Here is a 12625-nt window from a genome sequence, read left to right as displayed (position 1 = left end):
CCTTACTTAAAGCGATAGGTGATGCGACCCTTGGTCAGGTCGTAAGGGGTCATTTCGACCATGATCTTGTCGCCGGCCAGCACGCGGATGCGGTTCTTGCGCATCTTGCCCGCGGTATGCGCGATGATTTCGTGCCCGGAGTCTTCGAGCTTCACGCGAAAGGTCGCGTTCGGCAGCAGTTCAACCACAACGCCCGCAAACTCCAAAAGTTCTTCTTTTGCCATTCGGTCCCACAATAACAGGAAAAACAGGCGAATCTGCCACACGGCAGCGCCCGGTAAAATCGTGGCGCTCCCTTTATACCCAAACGGGTTTTGAGGAAAGGCCTAAAACGGACAGCAAAAGGCGGTGCCGCCTTTCGGAGACACCGCCCTTAAGTTTCGCCTGATGGCCTGAGGAGCGCACTCAGGCGAGAACTGGAAGAAATTAGAACTTCTTCACGACGCTGACGGTCACGTTGTCGGCGTCGCCCTTGTCGTCCTTGAACGACGAGCGGGTATAGTCGCCGCGGATGGCGTAGGAGTCGTTCAGGTGGACCTGAGCGCCGACGCCGACATCAAGCGCGGTGCCGTCTTCGGCAATGGCTTGGTTATTGTACTTCTTAAGCTTGGTGTCCGAGACACCCACGCGACCGATCAGATCGACCTTATCGCTCACCGGTACGAAGCCCACGGCATAGGCGGCCTTCTTGTTGGTCAGCTTGTAACGGCCCGAATTGGTCGAGTCGCCGTTGGTCCCGGCGGCCAGTTCGCCCTCGACACCGAAGTGCGGAGTCAACTTGGCGCCGACGCGGCCATTGATGGAGTTCAGGCTGGAATCGGAGTTCTTGTTATCGGTCGCGGTCGCACCCATCGAGCCATAGACTTGCGGCTGCGAAAGGGACTGCGCGGAAGCGGTGGTCGCGCCGAAGGCGGCAGCGGCAATCGCGGCGGTCGCAAAAAGCATGGTCTTCATGATAGGCTCCTTAGTCTCTTTATTCATGTGCCGCGCCCCTCTTGGGAGGCGCTAAATACCGACGGGTTCAATGCCCGTTCGATGAGTTGAATATGGAGACGTAAAGGGGCGGCTTTGCGCCGAGCTAAAGGCCATTTCTGGCCTTTTTCATAAGGATATCATCAATTTAACCTCAATTGAGGCGCTTTTGCCATGTTGATGAACCGAACATGAACCGATCCGTGTCAGGCGCAAATTTCCTGAAGTGCGGCGCTATAGACACGCTGCATTTCCTGATCAAAACAACAGAAGATGACCTGTTGCGGAAATGCGTGATCATGCAGAAAAGCCAGCGTCGTTTTCAAGGCAATCGCGGCGGCAGCCATCGGCGGATAGCGATAGATGCCGGTCGAGATCGCCGGGAACGCCACAGTCGTAAATCGCTTTTCCGCAGCGATAGTCAGGCTGTTGACGTAACAGGCCTTGAGCGTTTCCGGTTCGCCCTTGTCGCCGCCATTCCAGACCGGCCCCACCGTGTGGATGACATGGCCTGCGGGAAGCTTATACCCCTTGGTTAGCTTGGCCTGACCCGGCTTGCATCCATGCAGCCCATAGCATTCCTGAACCAGTTCAGAACCGGCGGCACGGTGGATAGCCCCATCGACGCCCCCGCCGCCCAATAATGACGTATTGGCAGCGTTGACGATGGCATCGACATCGAGCGTGACGATATTGCCGACGACGATCTCGATCCGGTCCGCCGCGCTCACCGGACTTAAGCCCGCAAATGCAGGGCGTGGATCAGGGTGAACAGGCGACGCGCGGTTTCGTGGTCGATATCGATCTTGCCGCTCAGACGTTCGGTCAGCAGCTCCGCGCCGTCGTTATGCACGCCGCGACGGCCCATATCGATCGACTCAATCTGCCCTACCGTGGCGTTTTTCAGCGCCTCGTAATAGCTTTCGCAGATCATGGCATAGTCTTTCATGATCGGCTTGAGCGGCGTAAACGACAGCATGATCTTCTTGGCGTAGCCCTCGCCGGTCACGTCGAAGACCAGCCGCCCGTCTTCATAGGCCAGACGCAGGTCGTATTTGTCCGCCGTCCCGCCGTCGGGCTTGAAGCTGTTCTTTTCGATCAGGTCGAACATGGCCACCTGACGTTCGTGCTCGACCTCGGTCGAGGGCGAGGACAGGCTGTCGGGATCGATCTCGATACGGGCGATTTTCATAGCTTACACCGGGTGGTTGGGGGTGGAGCGCGCCCTGTGCGGGGCCGCCAGATCCATGAACAAAATATCGAGCGCCTCGACCTCAATGCGCAGTTCCGCCGCCGATTTGCCCGCAAAGGTCAGACCGACAACATAGGCCGGGGCGTCGAGCGCTTCAAGGCTGAGGTCGAGCAGTGCCATGCCGTGCGGTGGTTTGGCCAGGTCGAAACCGCGCGATTTCAGCCCGGTGATCGAGCCGATCTGCAAGGCGCAATTAGCGCGCAACGGCTGACGGCTTTGATGCTCATGACAGAACCGGTTCATGCGCAGGGTCAGGGCACGCGAACGCTGATCGTAATGTACGTCGTCGCCACGCAGAGCGGCATCCTGAAGCAGCGCCGCCAGCGGCAGCACGTCTTCGGCGTGCTGCGCCAGCAGTCGTAAGGGTTTGTGCGGTTTTTTGAAAAAGCCGAACACCCGCGCGCCTTACTCGTCGATCTCTTCGATGGGCGTGTCGCCCTTGAGGCGGCGGATCTTCGCGCCGCAGGCCGACAGCTTGCCCTCTAAGTTCTCGAAGCCGCGATCGAGGTGGTAGACGCGGTTGACGATGGTCTCACCCTTGGCCGCCAGACCGGCGATGATCAGACAGGCCGAGGCGCGCAGATCGGTGGCCATGACCTGCGCCCCGCGCAGTTCGTCGACGCCGGTGACCTTCGCTTCGCCGCCGTGCTGAACCGAGATGCTGGCGCCCAGACGGCTCAGTTCCGGCACGTGCATGAAGCGGTTCTCGAAGATCGTCTCGCGCACGGTCGATTCGCCGTCCGCCAGGGTCATCAAGGCCATGAACTGCGCCTGCAAATCCGTAGCGAAGCCGGGATAGACCTCGGTGGTGATGTCGACGGCCTTGAGACGGCCCGGGCCGCGCTTGATGGTCACGGTGTTGTCGCCCGTGGTGATCTCGCAACCCGCCTGCCGCATCTTGTCGAGCAGAATGCCGATCAGTTCCGGACGCACCTTGGTCAGGCGCACTTCGCCCCCGGCCATGGCGGCCGCCAGCGCATAGGTGCCCGCTTCGATGCGATCGCAGATGACCGACCAGTCGGTGCCCTTGAGTGAAGCGACGCCCTCGACGGTGATGGTCGGTGTACCGGCCCCGCTGACCTTCGCCCCCATAGCGTTCAGGCATTCGGCCAGGTCGACGATTTCAGGTTCACAGGCGGCATTGTGGAAGACCGTCGTGCCGTGGGCGAGCGTTGCCGCCATCAGGGCGTGTTCGGTCGCGCCAACGCTGACGAAGGGGAATTCGATCTCCGCCCCTTTCAGGCCGCGCGGGGCCTGAGCGAAGACGTAACCTTCGTGCATGTCGATATGGGCACCCAGCGCCTCAAGGGCTTTCAGGTGCAGATCGACCGGACGTGCGCCGATGGTGCAGCCACCGGGCAATGACACCTTGGCGTGGCCGGTCCGCGCCAGCAGCGGCCCTAGCACGTTGAACGAGGCGCGCATCTGACGCACCAGATCATACGGCGCAAAGGCGGAGGTGATTTCCGGCGTGTGCAGCAGGGTTTCCTGCCCGTCATCGCCGATGGACTCGGTAATCTGCGTGCCGAAGCGCTGAAGCAGACGGCCCAGCAGGCGCGTATCGGCAAGACGCGGCATATTGGTCAGGCGCACCGGCTCGGAGGTCAGCAGCGACGCGGCCATCAGCTTGATGGCAGAGTTCTTGGCTCCGCTGACGGGGATGTCTCCGTGAAGCGGGGTTCCGCCTTCCAGGGCAATGCGATCCATATGTACGCCTAATCTTCGTTGGTGCGCCGCCTCGCCTGAAAGCGATTCATAACGGCAATCGGTTGAATAGGCGGTTCTACATCACCACGCAAATGGCGCAATAAGAAAGCTATTCGCTGACATTATCGTTAGTGGACGGCGGGGTTTGGTCAGGTTTGCGCGCGGCGGCCTTGCGGCGTTGCAGATTGGCGCGCAGAGCCGCGGCGACGCGGGCCGCCTTCTCGTCTTTTTCGCTCTTTTTAGGGTCGTTGGTCATGACGGGCCTCGGTGTATCGCCTCGATTTAGCGCGCCATCCACAAAAAGCGAGGGATAAATCGTCGTTTCGCGCACTTTTTGCTTTGCGTTTTGAACGGTCTTCGCTATGACGCCCGCCTCAGCCGGTTTTCGGACCGGCTCAGCCGTATTAGCTCAGTGGTAGAGCGCATCCTTGGTAAGGCTGAGGTCGGCAGTTCAATCCTGCCATACGGCACCATGAAGGCCCGGTTCGGAAACGACCGGGCCTTCGCCATGTCTAGGGGCCCGCGTCGTCGCTGCGCTGGCGAATCTGCCCCATCGCGACGGTGGGGCCTTCCGGCGCCCGAAGAATGGCCCCAAGGCCAAGAACCCCACCAAGGAAGCCGAACTGATCGGCGAACCCTTCCAGTCGGGACGGCGGGCAGATTAAGACAATCTGGACCACCCTATGCAAAAACGTGGGCGTCACCGACTGCCCCCCGCACACTTTTCGCCACACATGGGCGACCTGGCATTACATGGCCAACCGCGACGTAGCGAAGCTGATGGAATTGGGGGGCTGGAAGTCACTCGACATGGTCATGCGCTACACGCACGTCAATCGCGACCACCTGCGCGCCTCGATCGACGACATATGGGGCGAGGCCAAGTCGGCAAATCGAAAAATAAAATAACTCACATCTTGAATTGCGAATGAGCCTACCTATTTACGTGTAGTTGAACCCATATAGCTTAACGGTAGAGCCGACCCCTAACGAAGGTCGAGGTACAGGTTCGAGTCCTGTTATGGATCGGGGAGGCTCGGGCTGGGGATGTTCCAGCTTGAGCCTCCTAAACCCTCCCCTAAAAATTCACAACGAACCCACCCGGCCCTTCTCTCGGTGTAATCCGTCTTTGCTGGCAAATCCGTACAATATCCGTGCATATACAGACATTGACGCTTTGAACTTCCTTATCGAGCAAGGGATTGAGCAAGTCTTAGCGCGTCCTTGGTCAGGCTGAGGTCGGCAGTTCAATCCTGCCATACGGCACTATGATGGCCCGGTTCGGAAACGACCGGGCCTTCGCCATTTTTACCGCTCCTCCAACACCTTCACCCGCGCCGACACGTCCTGTACCGCCGCCCACAGGACGGGAATAAGCTGATCGGGACGCAGCCACTGACGGCTATCGGGATCGTCGATGTCGTCCAGCCCCCACACGCCGAAATCGAGCCCTTCGGCCACAAGCGCTGCGCGAACGTCCTGCGCCAGAAGGCCCGCGTGCAGCCTCTGCCCCGCCTTGCGCCGCGTCTGCACGATCGGCCAGCCGTCAGCCCCGGTTTCGCCTGTCGGTTCTGTGACTTCGCCGCCATCGATCCAGCGGAACAGGACCGGATCAACGGCCGCCACGATCATCGGGGCGGCGGTTCTCAGGCGCACCGAGCCGCCTGTATCGACGATCTTGTCGCGGGCATCCGAGGTGTTGATGGTGCCCGTCGCGGCATAGACGACGGACCAGCGCCGGTCGGCCGTCCCCATCGACACGGCATTGTCGCGTCCGGCGTCCACGCTGGCGTGGGTGAAGCGGGCGATTTCGATACCCAGATCACCCGAATCGTTGGGCGCGCCGCCGTTGCCGACCTTTACCGCCAGATATTCGGTGCCCCAGATCCCGGTGAACCCCGCCAGCAGGTCGGCGCAGCGACGCGGGGCGATATCGTCCGGATAGGCACCGAAATTCGGATAGAAGCTGAGCGCCGCCGTTTGCCCGGTCGCCGTGCCGTCCACTTCCAGATTGAGCTGCGCCCCGTATGGATTGTCGGCGTTCTGAGCATAGAAGGTCGCGCCGTTGGCGGCACCGCGCGCGCCCAGGCTCAGACGTTTATGGAATGCAGCCCCATCGCCGGAAATCTTCACGCTCAGCACGTCATTGGCCAGAAGCCCGGCGATGGCGCGGGTGCCGAACGCGGTTTGCTACACCACCGCCGCGTCGTCGTCGCTGCCGGCCTTGTTGACGAAGACCCGGCTGTGGCTGCCTGCGTGATTGAACAGGACCTGCGGGCTGTTGACACTCAGGCGATTGCTGTCGTCGGCGGTGGCGCTGACACCGAGCCGGTCGAGGTTCTGCAGGCTGCCGAAGGTCGATTGCAGAGCCGCCCAGCCCGACACACCGCGCCGATAATAGCGGTCTTCGTCGGCGACATGGACCAGCGCGCCAACCGGCACCGGTAGCCGCTCCCAGTAACCGGCCTGAAAGACGACGAAATCCCCCGCTTCGGCCATATCCCACGCGGCGCCCGCGGCCCCCTCCGGCAGGATATAGGCCTCGCCGTCCGCGGGACTGTCCGGTTGAGCGCCAACCGCGCGGCTAAGGACGCGGGCCTGGACCAGCGCTTCCAGCCGCCACAGACTTTCATTGAGGGTGACGTGTTTCTGGGCCTGCCCGGACTGGAGCAGGGGCAAACCCAGACGGGGCGTATTTTGCAGGGACATATAAACCTCGACGGAACGTTTCGATCCGTCGAGTGTCGCGCAGCCTATATCACCGGGGATAATTACGGTAGCAGATAGACCAGACGCTTCTTGCCCTTCGTGGCCTTCATCAGGGCGAGATTGTCATGATGACGCTCGCTGCTGTGGGCGGCGCGGGCACTTTCCTCAAGATACAGTGTCTTTTCGATCTCTTTCTGCACGATGTGCGAGGCATAGAGATGCCCCTGAAACAGAGTGTCAGTAATTGCCGGCAGGAAGGGGATAAAACTTTCCAGTCCGCTGACGCCGGAGTCGATCAGAAGGATAATCGAGGTCTGGACGAAGGTGATCGGGCTCATACGCACACGGATGCCGTTGGCCATGATGAACAGGCTGGCCCCTATCGAATAGACCGTCCCCACCCCCGGCACCCACGCCAGAATGCCGTCCAGCCCGATAATGTTGATCGGACCGATACCTATGATGCGGTCGGACAGGCGCTTGATCGTGCCGACAGAATCGTACACGCGCTGGACGTCGTAGGTGGTCCTTACGAACATGTCACTTGCTCCCCCCGCCTCGGATTGGTTAGAGATTGCCCGTGATAGGCGGGCACGTCAACGCGCATTAACCATACTCGCGAATAAGGAATCGACCATGATCGTCACCACGACGCCCACCATCGAAGGCCGTCCGATCCAAACCTATCTGGGCGTGGTCACCGGCGAGGCCATTCTGGGTGCCAATATCTTCCGCGACTTCTTCGCCGGCATTCGCGATATCGTCGGCGGGCGTTCGGGGTCGTATGAAAAGGTCCTGCGTCAGGCCCGCGAAGCCGCCTTCCGCGAAATGCAGGATCAGGCCGCTCAGATGGGCGGCAACGCTATCGTCGGTGTCGATCTCGACTATGAAACCGTCTCTCAGGGCACCATGCTGATGGTCACCTGCTCCGGCACGGCCGTCAGGATTTAAGTGCTTACTTTAAGGCTATTTTCACTGTTGGGCATGTTGCTCAGCCTTGCGCTTCTGGGGCTGGCCGGACTGTGTCTGATTGATCCGCATTTTGCCAAAGGCTATCTGATCGACATTTTCAGCGCGCCGATTTTCTTCGGAGCGTTGATCGCGGCGTTCATCTTTATGCAGGTACGCAAACGCCTGCCCGCCCTGATCTCGGTCATAGCGACAATCGTTCTAGGTCTCAGTCTGGGGCCGCAGGTTTTCCCGGCGCAACCCTCCCCCGCCAAAGACGCGCAACCCGTGCGAATGATCTTTGCCAATCTGTGGATCAAGAACCAGACGCCCGCGCGTCTGCTTGACTGGGTCGAGGCGGAAAACCCCGACATCGTCGCCGTGGTCGAGGCCGGGCCGCTGGCCAATGCCACGCTCGCCGCCTCACTGGAAAAACGCTACCCGCATGTGGTGCGCCGTTACGATACCCTGATCTTTTCGCGCTACCCCCTGAGCAAGGGCCGCCCCCGCCCGGTCGGCTACAGCCTGATCACGACCGAGGTCAGCGCCCCGTCGGGCAAGTTCACGCTGGCGGTCGCCCATCTGACGCGACCATGGCCATTTACGGCACCGGATGATCAACCGGCGCAGTTCAACCGCCTTGCCGCCGATCTGAAAGACGAAACGCCGGAAGACATCGTTCTGGTGGGGGATTTCAATACGACACCGTCGGCCTCGGCCATGCGCGATTTCAGTCACGAGGTCGGCCTGACGCCCGCGGCCGCACCGGTCGGCACATGGCCTGCCGTGCTGCCGGGCATGTTCCGCGTCGGTATCGACAACATATTGGCGGGTAAAAAGCTGTCCCTGCAACACCGGAAGGCCGGGCCCTATTACGGGTCCGACCATCGCCCGGTGCGCGTGGATATCTATCCGAGCCGGTGAGTGCGCGACAAATAGGCTTACTTCTTGGGGGCCGGACGGCGCTTCGGCAGCGCCTTGACGACCGGCACGGGTTCGAAGGCGGGTTCCACAACGAATTCCGGCAGATCGTCCGGGATGGTCGTTTCCGGTGCGGCGATCGTGTCTTCGACGGACTCTGCAACCGCTTCAACCACCGGCTCAGCGGTCTCCGCCACGACGTCCTGTGCTTCGACGGACTCGACGATCGCTGTTTCGACGACCTCCGATGTCTCCGCCACCGTCTCTTCGACCACGGCCTGCGCCGTCTCGACCGCTTCGGCGACGACCGGTGCAGTTTCCTTAAGCGACTCGATCACCGCCGCTTCGGCCTCCAGCACCATGGTGACCGGTGCGGCAGCCGCTTCCTTTACCGCGTCGCCGACGTCTTCGAGCACGTGCGCGCCTTCATCGGCGGCCTGAAACCAGCGGTGACGCAGAGCCATCATATCGACGAAGCCCTTGGGCAGATCCTTGTACAGGTCGTTGTCGGCCACATTCTTGGTCAGGGCGCTCGACATCATCCAGGTCGAAACGCCGAACGACGTCGCGGCGAAAAACGGCACCCACAGGGGCGAACAAGCGCCGACCCAGAAATGCGTCAGGCGTTCGGAGGCCGCCTTGATCTCTTCCGGCGTCGGGAATTTCGGCGCGTCGAAACGGGTTGGGGTATCGGTCATGGTCAACATCTTTCGGCCTCGCGGGTCAAGTTTGCTGCAATGCACAAATGTCTATCACAGAAAACCGGCCCTGACCATTGTCCACAGGGCCGCAGGGCATAAAAACTCGCGTGATCGGAGAGCGGCTAGTCCAGCCGCCAGACCTGCGCCTTGCCACCCGCTTCGCCGAACACGGTGGTCACGTCCTGCGCAATGGCCTCGATATCGGCCAGAACCTCCGGCGGCGTGTTGATTCCCACCAGCGCGCAGCCGTTCATTTTCAACGGATTGGTCAACGGCCGCAGACGCAATTCTGCCACATCGATGACCGGTGCATGGCCCGTCTGATCCTCCAGCAGGGCGCATTCCATGTGCCGCAGGAAGCGATCGAGCGTCTCAAGGTCTTTCAGCGGCAGCCAGACCAGCGCTTTCGCGTCCGGCTTGACGGCCAGCACCGCCGCCAGGGTCTCGTTGATGCGCTCGTAATCCTCGAACTTCTCGAACGGCGGATCGATCAGTATGAACAGGTCTTTCGGCGACTCCGCCATGCCGATCACGGTGTCATACCCGTCGGCATGCAAGGCCTTACCACCACGGACCGCGATACGATCTTTCAGCAACTCGTAATCATCGGGCCGCAATTCGCAGCCGACATAGTCGCCCCCCGCCGGCAGGTTGTCCATGATCAGGGTCGGCGAGCCCGGATAGATACCGATGCGTGTGCTGAATCCCGATTGCTTGTTCTTGGCCCACACATAGTCCGACAAGGCTTTGAGACTGGTCGGCACATCCTGCCCCAGCAGGTACTTGATCCCCGCCTCGGCCTCTTTCGAGCGCGCAAAGGTCTCATCCGAGAGGTCGTAGAACCCCGCCCCGGCATGGGTATCGACCACCTTCAGCGGTCGCGCCCCGGCCCTCAAGGCACGCAGGAAGCTTAAAGTCGCCGCGTGCTTGGCCAGGTCGGCGAAATTCCCGGCATGGAAGCCGTGGCGATAATTCAAAGGCCTAATTCCTTTTGGGTTTTCTTCGGCAGACCCGCCGCGACGAGCCGGTGCGAGTCTTGCAACAGATCGCGCACCTCGTCATCGGTCATCTGGTCGCCGGTATAGTATTGAATCCATTTCATGCCGCGCGACGCCAGATAGGGCGCGGGACGGCAATCGGGATGGTCGCGCAGAATCTCGAACGCCATATCCGAGACCTTGAAACTGACCGACAGGTGGCCATCGGGCTGCGTGCCTGCGATGGCGAAAACCTTGCCCTTACCCTCGATGCCGACCTTCCATACGTCGTGATCGCCCCACTGAACGACGTGGTGGGTCGCGGCCAGGGTTGCACAAAAAGTATTGAGATCGTCGAGGGTCATGCAGCGTCTTTGCCGCAATTTACGCGACGCTGCAAGCAACTCCCTCCTCCATTCATGACGACCACTTTAAAGCATACTCCCCCAGTTTACTGGGGGAGGTGGATGCGAACGACGTGAGCAGACGGTGGGGGGCTCGCGTCGGAGTTACGGACGAATGTCTGGCCCGATGAGTAGACCGTACTACAGCGACGGCCCCCACCACCGCATCTAGCTTGCTCCGCAAGCGTCGTGCGGTCCCCCTCCCCAACAAGTTGGGGAGGTATAATTCTTACTTCACATGCCGTCCGATTTCGAGCGTGTCGGCCAGCAACGATTCCGAGGTCGGCCACGCGCCCGCGCCCTTGCCGGTCACGTACCAGAATTCGCCGTTGTCCAGCTCGATAATGGCGCGGTTCTGCTCGCCCTTGGCACCGACCAGATAGTGATCGGCCTCAAGCTCTTCCAGCTTCATCGACACTTCAAGCCCCTTCTCGGTCATGATGGCGCGCGCCACGTAGCGCAGGCCCTTACCCTTGGGGATGACCAGAGATTCGTCGGTGATCGCACCGACCTCGACATGGACCGGAGTCACACCAGGGAAGGCGATTTCGCGCAGTAGTTTCAGCTTGGCGCCCACATCGGTGCCGTCGAGATCGGCGGTCGAATCCGGCTCGGCAAAGCCCAGACGACGGGCTTCGTCCATGGCGGCATCAAACGTCTTGCCCGCCTCGACCTGATCGATGACGAAGTTCGAGGTGCCGTTTACGACGCCCGCAATGCTCTTGATTTTATGCGACTTTACGGCCCGCGTCAGGGCTTCGATGATCGGCGCGCCGCCCCCCACGCTCGCCGAATAGGTCAGGAGCGCGCCCGACGATTTCGCCGCGTCTTTCAGCTTACCCTGCACCGAGGCCACGGCCTGCTTGTTGGCCGAGGTCACACCAACACCGAGTTTCAGGAACTGCTCCAGCAGTTCCGCCGAGGGCGATACGCCGGTGCCGATATCGACGAACACATCGACATCGGCGCGAGCAAAATTACGTGCGTCAGAAGTGAATTTCCCGGCCAGCGGGTGATCGCGGCGCTTCGACGGATCACGGACCAGCACGCGGTCGATCTCGATCAGATCCGACCACTCCATGGCGCGTTGCAGGAACATCGAGCCGACGCCCCCCGCCCCCATCACGGCGACACGCAGCTTACGGTTCGCGACCGGCGACTTGCGCTCGGACGTCTTGCGGCCCAGCACGGTCTCATAGCCCTTGGCGAGGCCCGTCACCTCGACCTCAAGCCCGTGTTCGTGGGCGTATTTCATCGCCTTGGCCTGCACGATCGGGAAGGCGATCTTTTCGGCCTCTTCCCACGACAGGGCGGCGAAGGGCTTGGCGGTATCCGAGTAGGTATTCGGGTCGGTGTCGTAGACCGCGTCGACGTCCTTGTTCAGCCGCACGCGGACGTCCACACCGGCGTCCTTGAGGTGTTTGCCGATAAACACCGCCGTCAGGTCGGACCCGCCACGGCCGAGCAGCACCGGCTCACCGGCGGCGTTTTCGGCCACATAGCCCGGCACAACCACCAGATCGACCTTTTGCAGGTCGTTCAGCAGCACGTCGGTCTTGAGGCTGACCGGATTGGCGTTGAAATGGTCGCCTTCGGCCACCAGACCGATTTCGGCCACCGAGCGGAAACGGGTCACGATGCCCGACCGCTCGCACGCCATGGCAAACAGGGTCGAGGCCTTCATTTCGCCGGTCGCCAGCAGGTGCGGCGTCGCCGAGGAGGCAGAGGCCTGCGTATAGCCCACCGCCAGCCGCATAATCTGGTCCGTCTCGCCCTTGAAGGCCGATACCACGGCAATCACCTTGTGCGCGTCGCGCACGTAGCGATAGACCTCGGACACCGCCCGGTGCAGCGCCGCTTCCGACGTCAGGACCGAACCACCAAATTTCACAACCAACGTAGACATATGTAATTCCTCTTCTCCAATCGCCCTTACGGCAGGCGGGTAAGCGAATGGCGTTATAAGTCTTTCGCCGAAATTTAAAGAAAAAAGATGCGTTTAGGCCGGTTTTTCATGCTACGCGACGCATCTTC

17 protein-coding genes and 1 tRNA gene are annotated in these 12625 nt (G+C 61.0%); 4 read left to right on the top strand and 14 right to left on the bottom strand.

The genetic code is table 11. The annotated features are described in order from the left end of the window. Window positions 1-2: 2 nt before the first annotated feature. From infA to PQU92_RS11295, 7 genes are all read right to left on the bottom strand, one after another. Window positions 3-224, bottom strand: coding sequence for a translation initiation factor IF-1 (gene infA / locus PQU92_RS11325; RefSeq protein ID WP_031231343.1), 222 nt, complete (start codon window positions 222-224; stop codon window positions 3-5). Between the two features lie 202 nt (window positions 225-426). Continuing rightward, window positions 427-954 (bottom strand): porin family protein, encoded by a 528-nt coding sequence (locus tag PQU92_RS11320; protein ID WP_272748329.1) that lies wholly within the window; start codon window positions 952-954, stop codon window positions 427-429. A 224-nt stretch (window positions 955-1178) separates the two neighbouring features. Next, entirely contained in the window at window positions 1179-1703 is a 525-nt protein-coding gene (locus tag PQU92_RS11315; RefSeq protein WP_272748328.1) for an O-acetyl-ADP-ribose deacetylase, read from the bottom strand. A gap of 5 nt (window positions 1704-1708) precedes the next feature. Next, window positions 1709-2164, bottom strand: a complete 456-nt coding sequence (locus tag PQU92_RS11310) for a UPF0262 family protein (protein WP_272748327.1) — start codon at window positions 2162-2164, stop codon at window positions 1709-1711. 3 nt (window positions 2165-2167) lie between these two features. Continuing rightward, a complete protein-coding gene (locus PQU92_RS11305; RefSeq protein ID WP_272748326.1) occupies window positions 2168-2620 on the bottom strand; it encodes a DUF2948 family protein in 453 nt (150 codons plus the stop codon). Between the two features lie 9 nt (window positions 2621-2629). Further along, a complete protein-coding gene (gene murA, locus PQU92_RS11300; protein WP_272748325.1) occupies window positions 2630-3931 on the bottom strand; it encodes a UDP-N-acetylglucosamine 1-carboxyvinyltransferase in 1302 nt (433 codons plus the stop codon). Window positions 3932-4040: 109 nt separating this feature from the next. Next, the gene (locus tag PQU92_RS11295) at window positions 4041-4187 is read right to left on the bottom strand and encodes a hypothetical protein (protein WP_272748324.1); all 147 of its coding nucleotides are present in this window, start codon (window positions 4185-4187) and stop codon (window positions 4041-4043) included. Between the two features lie 142 nt (window positions 4188-4329). Between PQU92_RS11295 and PQU92_RS11290 the strand changes: the two genes are divergently transcribed. Together PQU92_RS11290 and PQU92_RS11285 are read left to right on the top strand one after the other, a co-directional pair. Next, window positions 4330-4404: transfer RNA gene (locus tag PQU92_RS11290), tRNA-Thr, on the top strand. Window positions 4405-4591: 187 nt separating this feature from the next. After that, on the top strand, window positions 4592-4840 hold the full coding sequence (locus PQU92_RS11285) for a tyrosine-type recombinase/integrase (RefSeq protein WP_368407106.1): 249 nt from the start codon (window positions 4592-4594) through the stop codon (window positions 4838-4840). A 399-nt stretch (window positions 4841-5239) separates the two neighbouring features. Here the strand turns inward: PQU92_RS11285 and PQU92_RS11280 are convergent, their stop codons facing one another. The 3 genes from PQU92_RS11280 to PQU92_RS11270 all read right to left on the bottom strand — a co-directional run bounded on the left by PQU92_RS11280 (window position 5240) and on the right by PQU92_RS11270 (window position 7179). Next, window positions 5240-6073, bottom strand: coding sequence for a tail fiber domain-containing protein (locus PQU92_RS11280; RefSeq protein WP_272748323.1), 834 nt, complete (start codon window positions 6071-6073; stop codon window positions 5240-5242). A gap of 48 nt (window positions 6074-6121) precedes the next feature. After that, window positions 6122-6640 carry a DUF2793 domain-containing protein gene (locus tag PQU92_RS11275; RefSeq protein ID WP_272748322.1) on the bottom strand — a complete coding sequence of 173 codons (519 nt, stop codon included), beginning with the start codon at window positions 6638-6640 and terminating at the stop codon, window positions 6122-6124. 62 nt (window positions 6641-6702) lie between these two features. Next, window positions 6703-7179 carry a DUF4112 domain-containing protein gene (locus PQU92_RS11270; protein ID WP_272748321.1) on the bottom strand — a complete coding sequence of 159 codons (477 nt, stop codon included), beginning with the start codon at window positions 7177-7179 and terminating at the stop codon, window positions 6703-6705. Between the two features lie 97 nt (window positions 7180-7276). Here PQU92_RS11270 and PQU92_RS11265 point away from each other — a divergent pair, with 97 nt between their 5' ends. Beyond that, window positions 7277-7591, top strand: a complete 315-nt coding sequence (locus tag PQU92_RS11265; RefSeq protein ID WP_272748320.1) for a heavy metal-binding domain-containing protein — start codon at window positions 7277-7279, stop codon at window positions 7589-7591. A 33-nt stretch (window positions 7592-7624) separates the two neighbouring features. Next, on the top strand, window positions 7625-8512 hold the full coding sequence (locus tag PQU92_RS11260) for an endonuclease/exonuclease/phosphatase family protein (RefSeq protein ID WP_272748319.1): 888 nt from the start codon (window positions 7625-7627) through the stop codon (window positions 8510-8512). Between the two features lie 17 nt (window positions 8513-8529). Here the strand turns inward: PQU92_RS11260 and PQU92_RS11255 are convergent, their stop codons facing one another. The 4 genes from PQU92_RS11255 to PQU92_RS11240 form a co-directional block, all read right to left on the bottom strand. Continuing rightward, entirely contained in the window at window positions 8530-9207 is a 678-nt protein-coding gene (locus PQU92_RS11255; protein WP_272748318.1) for a hypothetical protein, read from the bottom strand. Between the two features lie 125 nt (window positions 9208-9332). Next, window positions 9333-10187 carry a 23S rRNA (adenine(2030)-N(6))-methyltransferase RlmJ gene (gene rlmJ, locus PQU92_RS11250; RefSeq protein WP_272748317.1) on the bottom strand — a complete coding sequence of 285 codons (855 nt, stop codon included), beginning with the start codon at window positions 10185-10187 and terminating at the stop codon, window positions 9333-9335. Further along, window positions 10184-10552, bottom strand: a complete 369-nt coding sequence (locus tag PQU92_RS11245) for an MmcQ/YjbR family DNA-binding protein (RefSeq protein ID WP_272748316.1) — start codon at window positions 10550-10552, stop codon at window positions 10184-10186. The genes rlmJ and PQU92_RS11245 overlap by 4 nt, the downstream gene beginning before the upstream one ends. 268 nt (window positions 10553-10820) lie before the next feature. Beyond that, complete coding sequence (locus PQU92_RS11240; RefSeq protein ID WP_272748315.1) at window positions 10821-12497, bottom strand: amino acid kinase family protein; 1677 nt, start codon at window positions 12495-12497, stop codon at window positions 10821-10823. Between the last annotated feature and the right edge of the window lie 128 nt (window positions 12498-12625).

It is taken from the genome of Asticcacaulis aquaticus (assembly GCF_028550415.1).
GTDB classification, from domain to species: Bacteria; Pseudomonadota; Alphaproteobacteria; order Caulobacterales; family Caulobacteraceae; genus Asticcacaulis; species Asticcacaulis aquaticus.
Note: the sequence above shows the minus strand (reverse complement) of the source record. Positions and strands in the feature narration are given on the sequence as shown.